Below are 15,506 nucleotides of genomic sequence, written 5' to 3'. Positions count from 1 at the left end.
CAGGGCTGATGGGAGCGTGATTATGGGTTCTAAGTCTTCGGGGTTTGGTCGCGGCGGTGCGGCGCTGGCCCTGCCGCTTCTGGCGGCATTGCTCCTGTCCGGATGTGGCGGCAAGGCCAATAACGACACGTTCGACCTGTCGCTGACCCCGGTGGCAAGCTCTGCCGACAGCGCCAAGGCCCGCCAGATCCTGGTGCCTGAGCCGACGGCCCTGAAATCGCTCGACAGCGAGCAGGTCGTGGTGCGCGTGTCGCCTTCGGAAATCCGCTATCTCGGACAGTCGCAATGGGGTGACCGCCTGCCGCGCATCGTGCAGTCGAAACTCGTGCAGGCGTTCGAAAACACCGGCAAGCTCGGCGGCGTCGGCAAGCCGGGGCAGGGATTGGCGATCGACTATCAGGTCGTCACCGATATCCGCGCCTTTGAAGTCAACGCATCGAGCCCGAAAGCGGCGGTTGTCGAGATTTCGGTCAAGATTCTCAATGACCGGAACGGTTCGGTGCGGGCGCAGAATGTGTTCCGCGCCACGGTGCCGGTTTCGGGTGAGGACAATGCCACCTTCATCGCCGGGATCAACCGTGCCTTTGCCAAGGTGGGTGCCGATATCGTCGACTGGACGCTGAAGTCGATCTGATGGTCGTGTTTGAAGATGCCCTGTGATGTCTGCCGTCAATTGAATGCCACCAGATAGAACGGTGAAGCACACTCTATACTTGTGTGGCGGAGGAATTTCGTTGTAGCCTAGGGTCGTGACCGGCGCTGGGGGATGATATACGGATCGGCTTCGCTGTATTTATTCTGGTTTCAACATTGGCTTTACCGGCGCGAGCTGGTTTCGGGAGCTGGAGTGCGGAGACAGAAAGCGATCCATTCTCCAGCGGGGAACGCGTCACAGCCAGTCTCATGAGTTCAATCCGTTCTGGTGTCGTGATTTTTTGTGACAGTGCGGAGACCGGCCTTGTCGTCAGGGCGATTCCCGGATTTGCGCACGTTGCGGCCCTGGAAGACATGAAGCCTGATTTGGAGTTTGCGATCGATGGCGCGAAACTGCTGACGCAGCAAGGCAGCACGGGGGCAGTCGGTGACAATCTGGCCGTTGCTGAAGCCAAGTTGAGCGTTGAAGACGCCAATAGATTTGTCGCCGCTTTTGCAAAAGCAAAAAAACAGATCGCGTTAAAAGACGGTATTAGCGACAGACCACACTTGTTGCCCGCCCTCGGATCGACAAAAGCCGGCGAAGCGCTACTCCAGTGCATGAAAAAGCAGTCGGCAACAACGCCGTCGCAGTAAAGACTGCAAAAAATTTCTTTAATGGATGCGGCGCTGTCATGATTGCAGCAGTCGATCTGCCTTGAGCGAGTCTTCTTCGTCATCACGTGCGCAGATCAGCGTATGAAAAGCATCCTGGGCGGACAGCAATAAACGTATCGCTTCGCCATCGCTCTGCAAAGGCAGCGCAGACCGGCGGACATCCCGCAGTCGTATGAGTTTCAGATCGATGTCATCCGAATACCGATGCGTCACAGAAACCCTCCTGGTTCCTGTGACGCACAATATCAGAAAATGATGGTGTATCAACTATTCATCAGCAACCGTAACGATTGTTGATCAGTTGAAGCGGCCTGCCGCGTGTGCCAGCATGGTGTAGACCTTGCCGGTATCAGAGGTCAGGTAGCTCTGCGTCACGGTCTTGTCACGGTCCGTGCGGGCGACATCGGCAAGCAGTTTTTCGAAATCGGCGATGTAGCGGTCGACAGCGGTGCGGAATTCCGGCTCGCGGTCATACTTCATCTTGATGTCGTCAAAGGTCTGCTGACCCTTGATCGTGTAGAGGCGACGGGTGAAGACGTCACGTTCGCCACGCTGGTAACGGCGCCACAGTTCCACCGAGGCTTCGTGATCGATCGCACGGGCAATATCGACCGACAGCGAGTTCAGCGATTCGACCATGTGGCGTGGGTTGCGATTGTCGCCGTGGCGGGTGGAGGCTTCCTGCGGCGCACGCGGGCGCGGTGCAGCGGCTTCGGTGGCCTGTGGTTCGTCACGCGAGGCGCCGCGCAGGAGGTCGCTGATCCAGCCACCATTGTCATCGCGGCGCTGTTCCGGGGCACGCGGCGGCTGCTGGGCCGGACGGTCAAGCGGCAGAGAACCGCGCAAACCACCACCGAGGCTGCTGGTGAGCCCACCGGCGACAGCGCCGGGAACACCACCGGCCAAGCCAGCGGAAAGAATGTCGCGTGGTGCCTGCTGCGGAGCGACCGGGGCAGGCTGGGCGACACGCTGCTGCAGGCTCGGCTGCTGCAGGACCGGAGCCGGCTGTTGCGGCGCGACCGGCGCCTGGGCATAAGATTGCGGCGCGGCGGCAACCGGAGCAGGGGCCGGGGTCGGAATTGGGGCAGGAGCCGGAGCGGCACGGACAGGCTCCGCGACTTCGAGCTGCTGGGCCGAACGGCCGACCAGCGTCGAAATGTCCTGCAGCGCCTTGATCTGCTCGGATACGGCGCGACGCATGGCGGCAGCGCTTTCCTTCGCTTCTTCCGGCAGATCGAAGGCACCGCGCTTCAGTTCCGAACGGGTGGCGTCGAGTTCCTTGCGGATATCGACGGCCGAACGGCGGATTTCGTCGGTCGCACCGGCAAAGCGTCCGATCGCATCGTCTACCGACTGGCGCAGCGTTTCACGCAGCTGATCGGCAGCCGTATCGGATTTTCCGGCGGCATCGGCAAGCATGCGTTCGACATCCGCCAGCGAGCCGGCAATGCCACCGCGCATGCGGTCGGAGAGTTCGCGCGAGCGGCGCTCGGCATCACCCAGCGTGCCTTCGATGGCGCGGGCAGCTTCTTCGCCTGCGTTGAAGAAGGCGGTGCGCATGCTTTCCGCGGTCGCTTCAGCACGCTGTTGGGTTTCGCCCAGCGAACGGCCGATATCGGCGAAGGAAGACTGCAGACCTTCACGCAGACGCGACGACACCTGCGAGGAGCGATCCTCGGCGCGGTCGAAGGCGCCTTCGACGAGGTTCGTCAGGTTGCGCATGGTGAGTTCTATCTCTTCCGAGCGCTTGACCAGACCGACGGACAGATCGCGAAGCGCGGTCTGACGCTCGTCGAGCGTGCCCACCAGGTTGGACTGGGCAGCGCCCAGAAGTTCCGAGGCCTGGCCGAGAACACGCGAGTGATCGTCGAAGCGGCCGACGATATTGCCAACCTGCGACAGCGTTGCGGAGGAAACGGTGGAGAGGCGGTCGACATTGTTTTCCAGAAGGCGGCTGGCGCTGGAGACGACATCGGCGGACTGGCTGGCCGATTGCGCGAAACGGTCTGCCGTGGCGCCGAGGCGTGCGTCGGCATCGCCCAGCTGTTCGGCGGCGCGTTCGATCGTGCCGCCAAGTTCGGAAGCCGTACGCTGAACCAGCGAGGCAATACCGGTATTGCTGTCTTCAAGGCGCGAGATCAGGCTCTGGACGCTGGCAGCGAGACCTTGTTCGACACCCAGCATCTTGCCGGAAACCTCTTCGCCGCGCTGGCTGATGGCAGACAGCGTGTCGTTGGTGCGCGCAGCCAATGCATCGACGAGCGCATTGTTCTCGTCACGCAGGCGCTGGCTGGTTTCGGCCGCTGCTGCAGACAGGCGACCGGCCGTGTGCTCGGCGGCGGAGGCCAGCTGCTCGGCGGCGAGGCGGCCACTTTCCGCAGCTTGTTCGAGCGCCGGACGCGCCTTCTCGTCGATCAGACGCGAGAACTCGGCGGACCGGCTGGAGAGCATCGAGTTGAGATCGCGCGAGCGGTTGTCGAGCGAGGTGCGGATGGCTTCGCCACGCGCTTCCAGCGCCTTGTCGACCTGATCGATCGCCGCGTTGATTTCGCCGGCGGTCTGCGACAGTGCATTGCGCACGTTGTCGCCGCGTTCGCCAAGCGACTTTTCGGCATCAACGAGCGCATCCGAAATGGCTGCGACCTGACCCTTTACCAGGGCATCGGCGTCGGCAACCTTGTTGACGATCGAATTGCCGGCTTCGGAGAAGGCTTGCGCAACGGCAGCAGCCTGACCGGAGAGACGGCCCTGGGTTTCGGAAATGCGGCCGACGATCTCGTTGGAACGATCCTCGATCGACCGGGTGAACTCAGCGTTGCGGGCGTCGAGCTGTTCGGTGAACTGCGCGCCGGCGCGGGCAAGCGCTTCGGCGGAACGCATGGCTTCGCTGTCCATGCCTTCGGCTGCTGTCGTAACAGCTTCCCGCATGGCCGAGGCAAGCGTCGCCGCCTTGCCTTCGATCGTGCGGCTGACAGCGTCGAGACCGACATTGAGAGCACGGTCCATGGTGCCGAGGCGTTCTTCAAGGCGGCCTGTGCCGGTTTCGAACGTACCGTCGATGCGGCTTGCGGCCTGCTCGCTGGCGGCTTCGAGACGGGCGCTGCCGCCTTCGAGGCTGGTCTCGATGCGGGTGGCAGCTTCGCCGGCAACCCGTTCGAGATCGGCGGTGCGCTCTGCGAGGCTTTCGCCGAGATTGCGGCCGACGCCATCGACGAGTTCCGAGACAGAACCAAGCTGTTCGCGCATGCGGCCTTCAAGACCGTTCAGCGTACCATCGACGCGCTCGCTGGTTTCATTGAGGGCTGTGGAGACACCGCCGACAGTCTTTTCGATACGGCTGGAGAACTGGTCGGCCGACCGGTTGATCTCGGCAGCGGCAGTGCTCAGCTTGGCGGCGATTTCGCCGGCGCTGGAGGTGAGGCGGCCCTCGAGATCGTTGCCGACGCCGTCAACGAGACCGCGCAGGCCTTCCTGCTGCAGTTCGAGCGTCATTTCGAGCATGCTGGCGCTCGTGGCGATCGACGTGCCGATCGAGGTTGCCTGATCGGCGAGCATTTCGCTGAACTGGCCTTCGGCTTCTGTCAGCGTTGCCGAGATCATGTCGCGACGGTCGTCCAGCGTGGAACGCATGCGCTCGTAAGAACCGTCCAGCGTTTCCTGCAGGCGCTCGTTGCCGGCGTCCATGGTCTCCGAGACCCGCTCATGGCCGGTGCCCATCATGGTTTCCATGCGCAGCAGGCCATCGGTGATCGTGTCTTCGAAACGTTCGGCATTCTGGCCGAGCGCCATTTCGATACGGCCGGCACCACCGCCGACTGAGCGATCGATCTGTTCGGCACCCTGTTCGAGCGCACGGGTGATGTCGGCACCGCGGTTTTCGAGCGTTGCTTCAAGCCGCTGCTGGTTGTCGGCATAGACGCCCTGCAGGTTTTCGGTGCGGGCGGCAAATGCCGAGGCGACGCGTTCATCGGCAGCGTTGATGGTGTCGAGGAGCGTAGTGGTCTTTTCCTCGATGGCGCCGGTCAGGCGGTCTTCGCCAAGCGCCAGCGACGTGGCCATTTCCATCGACTTGTCGTCGAGGATTTCGCCCAGGCGCTCGCTGCTCCTGGAGACCATGTCGCCCATGTCGGTCATGCGGCGGCCGAGATCCTGCTCGATACGCTGGTGGCCGGCGGACAGAACGGTTTCCATCGCCGATACACGTTCGTCGAGAACGCCGGCAAGGCGCTCCGGCGTGCCGGCAACGGCGTTTTCCAGGCGCGCGGTGCGCTCGTCCAGCACTTCGGCGAGACGTTCATGGCTTCCGCTGACGGCATTGACGATGGCAGCCGAATGGCCGGCCAGCGTGTCGTCGAAACGGGTCTGGCTGTCGGAGAGCGCGTTGAACAGCGCGCCGCTGCGTTCAGCCATAACGGCATCGATGCGCTCGTGCGCGCCACCGAAGCTGTCGGTGATTTCGGCGGCACGGGCGTTGAGCGTTTCCGTGAATTCCTGAGCGCGACCTTCAAGCGCACCGGAGAGTTCGCGGCTCTTGGCGTCGAAATCGGTCGAGAAGGCGCTGGCAGATGCTTCTAAGCTCTCGTTGAGCGCACGACCGGAGTTTTCGAGGTTTTCGGTCAGGTTGCGACCGGAGGTTTCCAACGTTTCGGCAAGCGCACGGCTGCGCTGGTCGATAGCCTGCTGGAACTCTGCCGTGCTGGTGTCGAGCCCTTCGGTCAGGGCGGCGGCAGAGGTCGCAAGGCCGATGGTGAGCGCAAGGCTCTTGTCATCGATAGCCTGCTGGAATTCGGCTGTGCGAGCGTCGAGACCCTCGGTGAGGGCGGCAGCCGACGTGGCGAGGCCAACGCTGAGTGCCAGGCTCTTGTCGTCAATGGCTTCCTGAAGCTGGGCGCTGCGGGCCTCAAAAGCTTCCGTGAAGGCACGGCTGCGGGCATCGAGTGCGTCACTGATCTGGCCAGTGCCGGATTCAAGCGTGCTTTCGAGCATTTCCTGACTGGTGCCGAGCGTGGTGGCAAGCGCCAGCGACTGGTCGGTAAAGGCCGAGCCGATGCGTTCGATGCTGGACGAGAGGATGCCTTCCATGGCTTCCGAATTGGTCTCGACGCTCTGCTTGATGGCCAGAAGGCTTTCATTGAGCTTGGTGTCGAGCGAGCCGGAGCGCTGGTCGAAGGCGGTGGTGAACTCGTTGAGACCGGAATCGAACGTGGTGCTGAGCTGACCGATCGTCGTCTGCAGGCGCTCTTCGAAGAGGCCCGTGCGCAGGTCGAGATCCATGACCGCATCATCGGCAGCTGTCTGCAGGCTCTGGCGGAAGGACGAGCCGCGTTCATCCAGCGACGTGTTGAGCGACGTCAGGACACCATCCAGCGTGCTGGTGATGGCGCGTTCGCCCGAGGTCAGGCCCTCGGTGATTTCGCGGGTGCGGGCGACCAGCGTCTCGTTGAGCTGGCGGGTGCGGTCGGCAAGCGCCGCATTCAGCTTTTCGGTATTGGCGTCGAGGGTCGAGGCGCGTGTCTCGAACTGGCCGAGCAGATCCTCACCGCGTTCCGTAAGCGTCTTCGACAGGTCATCGAGGCGAACGTCGAATTCACCGGCCAGCTGCTTGCCGGAGGCCTGCAGGGTCTGGATCATCGTGTCGGTCTTGGCCGTCAGCAGTGAGCCCAGCGCTTCGCCGGCTGCGCTCGAGCGTTCCATCAGGGTCGCTGCGCGGGTTTCGATCATCGAGGCAAAGGCTTCGCCGGACGTGGCGAGGCGGACCGAAATCTCTTCGGTCGCAAGCGACAGGTCTTCCTTGAGCTGGTCATGCGCGCCGACGATGGAGGCGCGGATGCGATCGGCATGGTTGACGATGGCGTCGCGCTCTGAACCGAGTTCGTGGACGAGGCCGCGCACGCGCAGTTCATTGTCTGCATAGCTGCGCTCAAGCGCATTGACCTCGGAATGGACGAGGGTTTCGAGCTCCGTTGCGCGGGCGATGGTGCGCTCGATGCCTTCGTTCATCGCCATGACTTCGCGACGAACAGCCTGACCGACCGACATGATGCGGTCGGTAGCGATGGTTTCCGGCTCGGAGAGGCGCAGCGCCACCTCGGCCATGGAACGGGCGGCGGTGCGCAGTTCATGCGCGCGCGCCATCATGATCGAGAAAGCGTAGAACAGCATGATCGGCACAAAGATGCCGACGCCGATGGCGACAACGCCCGGCGTTTCGAGGACCTGCTCGACGGATGTGAAGCGCCAGATCTGCGAACCGTAGATCAACTGGCCGAGACCGAGGCCGCCGACCGCCCAGAGAGTGGAAAGAATGGTGGAGTTGCGCAGTGCTGCGCGCATGGCGCCGCCATCGAGCGTGCGCAGAAGGGCGGCGGTCGGGCGACGGCTGGCATCATTGGCCGGTGCGAATGTGGGCGATTTCGGTGCCGTCGGCTCCGCAGCTGCCGGGCGCGCCTGTTCGGCCGCGGCCTTGCGGACTTCCGCCTGGCGGGCAACGGCCTGCTTTTCGCGGGGCGATGTCTCGCGCTCACCGGACTGGGGCTGCTTGGACTGCTGCGGCTTTTCGGACACAGACTTCTCCCGCGCTTGGGAAGTGGAGCCAGAGCGAGGCTTCAGATCGTCTTCGAAATCGTTGTTCAGCGCATCTTCCAGCGCCTGAAACGCGGTTTCGTCGATCGCATCGCTGTTGTTGTTCTTCACCATGCGGTTACGCCTCGTTACTAACACCGGTCATACCATCCGACCCGGTGCCGCATGCAAATGGGTACGGGTGGTCATGCCTGTCGGTTGAAACCGCCGCCGAGGGATATCGGCGATCGGATCGTCCTATTTTATTTCGGTCCGGAATGCTTTCATTTCAAAGGGATGATAACGAATGCTTACCGAGCCGCCTTCCGTTGCGTGAAAAATCGGCCGAAACCGGGGCACACGCTCATGCCAAGTGTATTTTACTGGCACATTCCCGGTTCCGATACAATTCGGGGTAGGCAAGCCGGCCGCCAAGTGCTTCCTTGTTAACAGAATTTATACCATATCGAGACGCAAAAGCCCTTCAAAACACGAGGGTTAGTCCAAATTAACCATGACTGCAGAAATACCGTCGCGATTGCGCCGGAATTTAGGTGGATAGCCATTTTCGCCCGCCATTGTCGGGACATACGACACACCGTAGAACAGGAAAGACGCTTATGCCTGCTGCCGGATTGGCCTTCGAACTGCCCGAGATTGCGACAGATGGTGGACCGTCCGCATCACGTCCGATTGATCTCGTTCATCTTGCACGCCAGACCATGGGTGACAAGGACCTCGAAGTCGAGATCCTGTCGCTGTTTGCGCGGCAGGCGAGGGCGGCGCTCACCGAGATAACGATGGCGGCCATTCCGGCTTCGACCGTGGCCCATCGAATCAAGGGCGCGGCCAACGCCGTCGGAGCTTTCAAGGTGGCGGCGATTGCCGGTGAGATCGAAGCAGGCAAGACCGACGCAGCGTCGCTCGCGCTTTTCGGTGCGGCGGTGATCGAGGCGGAAAACTTCATCAACAAGCTGTGCCGTTGAGCGTGGCCTAAATGCCCCGAAGGCGCCGAAAACACGGCGCTTCGGGCCTGCCAGATCTGCGGCCGTTGTTGACTGGCAAAACGTTTTGTCAGAAGAGATGCGTTTTGCATCGCTCCTCAAGTCCGGATACGCAGATCATGACCAAACTCACCATCGTTGCCTTCGACGGAACCCGTTTCGAACTCGATGCCGCTGAAGGCTCGACGGTGATGGAAAACGCCGTGCGCAATTCCGTGCCCGGCATTGATGCCGAATGCGGCGGCGCCTGCGCCTGTGCCACCTGTCATGTCTATGTCGACGATGCCTGGACGGAAGCCGTCGGTGGGCCTCAGCCGATGGAAGAGGACATGCTGGACTTCGCCTTCGATCTTCGCCCGACTTCGCGGCTTTCCTGTCAGATCAAGATGACGGCGGCCCTTGACGGGCTGGTGGTCAGCGTGCCCGAGCGCCAGGGCTGAATGCGTTCGTCCACGGGATCTCCTGATCCAGCCGGAAATTCGGACCGAGAATGGTCGGCTTCTGGTCGTATCCGAGATCGGCCAACTGATCGTGGGTGTGTTTGACCAGGTCACGAAGTGTCAGTTTTTCATCGCGGTTGGACGACCGTCTCAGAATATTGGCGAGACTGAACGTGAAGGCGCCATGGCTGGTTGCGCCGTGACGGTATTCGTATGAAAATTCCTCTTCACGGCATGCCTCGATAATGACGGGAAGATAGGGCCCGCGCGCAAGTTCCGCGTCGGTCTTTTTCAGACGTTCGTACTGGCTGTCGGAAAGTCGCCTTAGCATGCCTGCCCGGCCCAGTCTCTCGGTGGCGCCGTTGTTGCCGTAATAGTCGACGGCTGCATGCTTGTCGCGGGTGAATTTGTCATTGATGCGCGCGAAGTCACGGGCGACCCACATTTCCGTTCTGCTGTCCCATTTCAGTTCGCGATGGCGAATGTCGTCCGGCGGAGAAATGCCGCGCGGCCGTGCGCCAGAGTCGCGATGGATGCCGCCCGCATGGCAGCAATCGAAGATCATGATCAGACGGCAATCATAGGGTAACTGGCTGTACAAATCGAAAATCTGATCGTCTGAAATGTATTTCTCCGGCGTCCAGTCGAAATCCCAGGGCACCAGCGTCTCGACGTGATGATCGGGTTCGGTATTCTCGCCATATTCCGGCACACGCGCACCGTGGCCGCTGTAGTAAAAGATCAGCTCGTCTCCTGGCTTGGGATCGTCAAGCAGCCATTTGAGACGCGTCATGATGCCGTCTGCGGTGGCTCTGTCATCAAGGCACACGCGGATCGCATCGGCTGGCATACCGCATTGCTGTAAGACGGCGCTCATCGTGAAGACGTCGTTCACACAACCCTCCAGCTTCTGTGAAGCCGTCGGATAGTCGTTGATGCCGACAAGCAAAGCTTTCCGGGTCGTACCGGGCGCTTTTTGGGCGCGAGGTGCTGTCAGGTCGCGAACGGCGGTTTTGCGGCCGGGTTGCGGCAGCGATGCCTTGGCAATGGTCCGCCATACATTCTCGATCGTCGCCGGATTTTTGAAATAGCTCGTGGCGGCGTGATCGGTCATGCCCGGGTCGTCAAAAGGTGTATCCGTCTGGCGAAAATTCGACATGGCCCAGAGCCGGATCGGTGCCGTGAAGACATCATCATGGATGTTGAAAAGATGATGCCAGAACGCAACGTTGAGCGGCACGATGCGGCCATTGGTGAGATTGCCGACGACAAACGGGTTGCCAATCTGCGAGCCCAAAGTGACATAATGCGCTTTTTGCAGAACCTCGGCGATCTGCTCCTGTCTGGCGTCTGCATGGCTGAATGCATTGTAAGTGATCAGCGAACCCAGGCTGTGCGCCACGATGATATCGGGTTTGGTCATTTTCACGGCCGTCAGCACACGTTCACGGGTTGCGGCCTGAAACTTGACGTCCTCCACCCAGGCGACGACATAACCTGCCGTCCATCGCAGCCGCTCCGACAGCCCCGTCAATATACCGCGTCTGCCGCCAATCGCGCCGGCGCCACTTTTGAGCAGCTTGCCGATCGCGACGACGTAATCGAGGGCCGTGCGATCTGTTTCCGCAAAGATGTCGTCATAACTGACAAACTGAAACGCCAGATCGATCTCGTCCGTCACCGGGAAAGCGTCGCGAATGGCGGTGGGCCAGGCCTCCTTCCATCCTGATGCCGCCTGATTGCCGAGGCCGTGAACACATAGGACTGTAAGCGTTCGTTTCGTCATGACATCCCCCCGAATGTAAACGAAAACTACGATACACGCATGGGTAGAGTATGGCAAGCAAAAGCAACTCGGTGCGCGCTGTGAGTTTGCTTGCCAGCCTATCTGCAAGTTTATCGCGCAAAAAAATGCTTCGCTGCGCCGAAGCGGAGCGAGGCTTGAGGTAGGTACGTCACTGTCGGCGAGGGAGGGAACACCAGCAGCAATGGGACGCACCGGGAGAACACCGTACAAAGCCCTGTCACAGGCCAGAAGAATGGCGCACGATCCGAAACCGACTGTCGGTTATCAGGATCGGCGCACCTGCTGCGCGTTCGCACCGCCTTGCTTGGCGCCGCAGGATTGGAAACCCGATCAACTGAAACCAATAATATAAGCAATCGTTGAAATATGCCAGCCGAAGAAATTACCTCTGATTGATTGCAGGAAAGGAAAGGCTCGCGTAAGTTTCAAATTGCGGTCGAAACTGGCGGATTGACCTGCGCAGTCCTGTTTTGAGGCAGCCCAATGTCAGGCTGTCGCCTGCCGGCGCTCGGAGAGCGGGTTGCGAAAGCTGGCGAAGAGGCGACGCACACAGCCGCAGCCTTCGCGATCCAAGTCGAAATTGCGGCCCCCAAGCAGCCAGTCCCAGCAGATGCCCTTGATCATCCACTTGACCGCAAGGCAGGCGGAGGCGGGCGTCCAGCCGGATGCAAGCTTACCATTGGCCTGTGCGCGCTGAAGGATCTGTTCCAATTGCCTGTTGTGCAGTTCTTCGAGTTCCTTCATCGCCTGCTGGACGGGCGCGAATTCCTCGGTGAAATTGGTCCGCAGCAAAATCGTCAGCATGCGCTGCCTCTGCTGGTCGGTTGCCATCACCTGCATCCATTCGCAGGCGGAATCCTCGATCATAGTCAGCGCATCCATACCGCAGCAGGATGGATCACGCAGTTCCAGCATGTTGAGAAGAGGCAGCCGGAACGTATTGTAAAGTTCAAGAAAAATGTCTGTCTTGCTGGAAAAATGCCAGTAGACGGCACCGCGGGTAACTCCGGCGGCTGCGGCAATCTCATCGAGCGTGGTCGACCCGACGCTCTTTTCGAAAAACATTCTTTCGGCCGATTCGAGAATCGCTGCGCGGGTTTCCGCTGCCTCCGCTTTGGTCCGTCTCATGTCTCCTCCTTCCGCCGGCTTTCGGGGCGCCCGTGAAAGAGCGCCCCGAACAACGAGCCAGCATTCGCCGTCATCGAAGCCTCAGCTTCGGTGACGTGTCAGTGTGCCGTGCTGGTGTCTTCTTTCTTCTTGCTGGCTTCCAACGGCTCCTGGCGGGCGTTCTTGGAGAAAAGCCGCATGATGAAGACGAAGAAGGCAGGCACAAAGAAGATCGCCAGAATGGTTGCCGAGATCATGCCGCCGAGAACGCCGGTACCGATGGCGTTCTGGCTCGCCGCACTCGCGCCCGTCGCGATCGCCATCGGGACAACACCGAGCGTGAAGGCGAGCGACGTCATCAGGATCGGGCGGAAGCGCAGATGCGCTGCCTCCACGGTCGCGTCGAAGACACTCATGCCTTCGGCACGCAGGTCCTTGGCGAACTCGATGATCAGGATGGCGTTCTTCGCCGACAGGCCGATGATGGTGATCAGGCCGACGAGGAAGTAGACGTCGTTGGGCATGCCGCGCAACGTAACGGCCGCAACCGAGCCGATGACACCGAGCGGTACGACGAGCATGACCGAGAGCGGGATCGACCAGCTTTCGTAGAGCGCCGACAGGAGCAGGAAGACGAACAGGATGGACAGCGCGATCAGCGCCGGTGCCTGTGAGCCCGACTGGATTTCCTGCAGCGACTGGCCGGTCCATTCGTAACCGAAGCCGGAGGGCAGCTGATTGGCGAGACGTTCCATTTCGGCGATGGCGTCACCCGAGGAATAACCCGGGCCGGCCTGACCGGCGATACGGATCGACGGATAGCCGTTGTAACCGATCACCTGCGAGGGGCCGCGGACCCATTCCGCCGTGGCAAACGAGGACATCGGCACCATGCCGCCGCTGGCATTGCGAACGTTCAGCTTCAGCAGGTCTTCGGTCTTCATGCGCTGGTTGCCTTCCGCCTGAACGGTGACGCGCTGCATGCGGCCGCTATTGGGGAAGTCGTTGACATAAGACGAGCCGAGATTGGCGGTGATCGTCGAGTTGATGTCCGAGAAGGTCACACCAAAGGTGTTGGCCTTTTCGCGGTCGATCAGCAGGTTGACCTGGGCCGCATCCGGCATGCCTTCGATACGCAGGCCTGCCAGCATCGGGCTCTTGTTTGCCTCCGCCATCAGCTGGTCGCGTGCCGCACCGAGTGCCGCCTGGCCCTGACCGGAACGGTCCTGCAGACGGAAGGTGAAGCCCGACGAGTTGCCGAGACCCTGAATGGGCGGCGGCGACAGAGAGAAGGCGATCGCATCACGCAGGCCAAAAATCTGGCCGTTGATGCGGGCGGCAAGCGCGTCGGCCGAATCTTCAGGTCCGCGCTCATCCCAGTCCTTCAGGGTGATGAAGGCGAGGCCGGCATTCTGGCCGGAACCCGAGAAGGAGAAGCCGTTGATGGCGATGATGCGCTCGACGGCCTTTTCCTGCAGAGCGATTTTCTCGATCTGCGAGATGACTTCCGTCGTGCGGTCGGTGCTGGCTTCCGCCGGTGCCTGGACGTCGACGATCAGAAAACCCTGGTCTTCGTTGGGCAGGAACGAGCTCGGAAGCTGCATATAGGCCCAGCCGAGACCGACCAGCAGCGCCAGATAGATGATCATGAAGCGGCCGGAGCGCTTGATGATCTTGGCAACGCCGCCCGAATAACCGTGCGACGCCTTGTCGAAGCCACGGTTGAACATGCCGAAGAAGCCCTTCTTGTCATGATGATCATGAGCGACGGGTTTCAGGAACGAGGCGCAGAGCGCCGGTGTGAGCGACAGGGCGAGGAAGCCTGAGAACAGGATCGACACGACCATGGTCAGGGAGAACTGCTGGTAGATGATGCCGACAGCGCCGGGGAAGAAGGCCATCGGGATGAACACCGCGGACAGAACCATGGTGATGCCGATGATGGCGCCGGAAATCTGGCCCATGGCCTTGCGTGTCGCTTCCTTCGGCGACAGTTTTTCCTCGGCCATGATGCGTTCGACGTTTTCAACGACGACGATAGCGTCGTCGACGAGAATGCCGATTGCCAGAACCATGGCGAACATCGTGAGAACGTTGATCGAGAAGCCGGCGACAAACATGATCGCGCAGGTTCCAAGCAGCGCCACCGGCACGACCAGTGCCGGAATGACGGTGTAGCGGAAATTCTGCAGGAAGATGAACATCACCACGAAAACGAGGATCATCGCCTCGATCAGCGTGTGGATGACTTTCTCGATGGAGACTTCCACGAACGGGCTGGTGTCATACGGCACCTCGTATTCGACGCCGGCCGGGAAATATTCCTTCAGTTCCTCCATGATCTGCTTGACGCCTTCCGACGTTGCAAGCGCGTTACCGGTGGGCGACAGCTGCACACCGATCGCGGCACTCGGCTGACCGTTCAGGCGGGAGGAGAAGTTGTAGCTTTCCGCTCCAACCTCGATGCGGGCGACATCGCGCAGACGCACCGATGAGCCGTCGGGATTGGCGCGCAGCACGATGGAGCCGAACTGCTCGGGATTGGTCAGCTGGCCCTGAACGTTGATCGTTGCCGAAATCTGCTGGCCGATCGGGTTCGGGGTTGCACCAATACGGCCGGCTGCGACCTGTGCATTCTGCGCGGTAATGGCTGCCGTAACATCGGCAGCCGTCAGGCTGAGGCCGACCATCTTGTCCGGATCCATCCAGATACGCATGGAACGCTGGCTGGCGAACAGCTGGGCGCTACCCACGCCCGGCACGCGGCGGATTTCACCGATGACATTGCGCTGCAGATAGTCGCCAAGGCCGATCGCGTCTGTCTGACCGTCGGTGGACGTCAGCGACACGACCATCAGGAACGACGTGCCGGCCTGTTCGACGCGCAGACCTTGCGAGGTCACGGCGCTCGGCAGGCGCGGCTCGGCGCGGGCGATGCGGTTCTGCACTTCGACCTGCGCTTCGCCGATATTGGTACCGGGTGCGAACGTGACGTTGATCGACACGCGACCGGAGGATTCCGACTGCGATTCGAAGTAGATGAGGCCCGGAACGCCGTTCAGTTCCTCTTCGATCGGACGTGTCACGCCCTGATAGATATCTTCAGGCGAAGCGCCGGGATAGTTGGTGGAAACGGTGATCTGCGGTGGTGCGACATTCGGATACTGCGCGATCGGCAGCATCGGGATGGTGATCACACCCGCCAGCATGATGAAGATTGCGACGACCCACGCAAAGATAGGCCGGTCGATGAAGAAACGTGCCATGAAACCGGGT

Annotated in this window: 9 protein-coding genes; 4 read left to right on the top strand and 5 right to left on the bottom strand. The window is 61.1% G+C overall.

Translation table 11 applies throughout. The features are described from left to right. Positions 1-22: 22 nt before the first annotated feature. Positions 23-634 (top strand): ABC-type transport auxiliary lipoprotein family protein, encoded by a 612-nt coding sequence (locus tag ACRQ1B_RS07065; protein ID WP_432292923.1) that lies wholly within the window; start codon positions 23-25, stop codon positions 632-634. 269 nt (positions 635-903) lie between these two features. Next, the gene (locus tag ACRQ1B_RS07060; protein WP_432292922.1) at positions 904-1,290 is read left to right on the top strand and encodes a hypothetical protein; all 387 of its coding nucleotides are present in this window, start codon (positions 904-906) and stop codon (positions 1,288-1,290) included. A gap of 36 nt (positions 1,291-1,326) precedes the next feature. Here the strand turns inward: ACRQ1B_RS07060 and ACRQ1B_RS07055 are convergent, their stop codons facing one another. Beyond that, entirely contained in the window at positions 1,327-1,524 is a 198-nt protein-coding gene (locus ACRQ1B_RS07055) for a hypothetical protein (protein ID WP_432292921.1), read from the bottom strand. Positions 1,525-1,608: 84 nt separating this feature from the next. Next, on the bottom strand, positions 1,609-8,007 hold the full coding sequence (locus tag ACRQ1B_RS07050; protein WP_432292920.1) for an apolipoprotein A-IV repeat region-like domain-containing protein: 6,399 nt from the start codon (positions 8,005-8,007) through the stop codon (positions 1,609-1,611). Between the two features lie 485 nt (positions 8,008-8,492). Between ACRQ1B_RS07050 and ACRQ1B_RS07045 the strand changes: the two genes are divergently transcribed. Both ACRQ1B_RS07045 and ACRQ1B_RS07040 read left to right on the top strand, forming a co-directional pair. Further along, entirely contained in the window at positions 8,493-8,858 is a 366-nt protein-coding gene (locus ACRQ1B_RS07045) for an Hpt domain-containing protein (protein ID WP_432292919.1), read from the top strand. A 137-nt stretch (positions 8,859-8,995) separates the two neighbouring features. Beyond that, entirely contained in the window at positions 8,996-9,316 is a 321-nt protein-coding gene (locus ACRQ1B_RS07040) for a 2Fe-2S iron-sulfur cluster-binding protein (protein ID WP_432292918.1), read from the top strand. Here the strand turns inward: ACRQ1B_RS07040 and ACRQ1B_RS07035 are convergent. From ACRQ1B_RS07035 to ACRQ1B_RS07025, 3 genes are all read right to left on the bottom strand, one after another. Beyond that, complete coding sequence (locus tag ACRQ1B_RS07035; RefSeq protein WP_432292917.1) at positions 9,291-11,102, bottom strand: caspase family protein; 1,812 nt, start codon at positions 11,100-11,102, stop codon at positions 9,291-9,293. The two genes, ACRQ1B_RS07040 and ACRQ1B_RS07035, sit on opposite strands and share 26 nt — an antisense overlap. Positions 11,103-11,609: 507 nt before the next feature. Further along, positions 11,610-12,251, bottom strand: coding sequence for a TetR family transcriptional regulator (locus ACRQ1B_RS07030; protein WP_432292916.1), 642 nt, complete (start codon positions 12,249-12,251; stop codon positions 11,610-11,612). A gap of 98 nt (positions 12,252-12,349) precedes the next feature. After that, positions 12,350-15,496, bottom strand: coding sequence for a multidrug efflux RND transporter permease subunit (locus tag ACRQ1B_RS07025; RefSeq protein WP_432292915.1), 3,147 nt, complete (start codon positions 15,494-15,496; stop codon positions 12,350-12,352). Positions 15,497-15,506 lie beyond the last annotated feature (10 nt).

Source organism: Endobacterium panacihumi (assembly GCF_050847465.1).
Lineage (GTDB): Bacteria > Pseudomonadota > Alphaproteobacteria > Rhizobiales > Rhizobiaceae > Neorhizobium > Neorhizobium panacihumi.
Note: the sequence above shows the minus strand (reverse complement) of the source record. Positions and strands in the feature narration are given on the sequence as shown.

What these genes read in the sequence shown, in the direction of transcription:
- ACRQ1B_RS07065 (WP_432292923.1), top strand. Translation starts at nt 23, where the DNA reads ATGGGTTCTAAGTCTTCGGGGTTTGGTCGCGGCGGTGCGGCGCTGGCC.
- ACRQ1B_RS07060 (WP_432292922.1), top strand. Translation starts at nt 904, where the DNA reads ATGAGTTCAATCCGTTCTGGTGTCGTGATTTTTTGTGACAGTGCGGAG.
- ACRQ1B_RS07050 (WP_432292920.1), bottom strand. Translation starts at nt 8,007, where the DNA reads ATGGTGAAGAACAACAACAGCGATGCGATCGACGAAACCGCGTTTCAG.
- ACRQ1B_RS07045 (WP_432292919.1), top strand. Translation starts at nt 8,493, where the DNA reads ATGCCTGCTGCCGGATTGGCCTTCGAACTGCCCGAGATTGCGACAGAT.
- ACRQ1B_RS07040 (WP_432292918.1), top strand. Translation starts at nt 8,996, where the DNA reads ATGACCAAACTCACCATCGTTGCCTTCGACGGAACCCGTTTCGAACTC.
- ACRQ1B_RS07035 (WP_432292917.1), bottom strand. Translation starts at nt 11,102, where the DNA reads ATGACGAAACGAACGCTTACAGTCCTATGTGTTCACGGCCTCGGCAAT.
- ACRQ1B_RS07030 (WP_432292916.1), bottom strand. Translation starts at nt 12,251, where the DNA reads ATGAGACGGACCAAAGCGGAGGCAGCGGAAACCCGCGCAGCGATTCTC.
- ACRQ1B_RS07025 (WP_432292915.1), bottom strand. Translation starts at nt 15,496, where the DNA reads ATGGCACGTTTCTTCATCGACCGGCCTATCTTTGCGTGGGTCGTCGCA.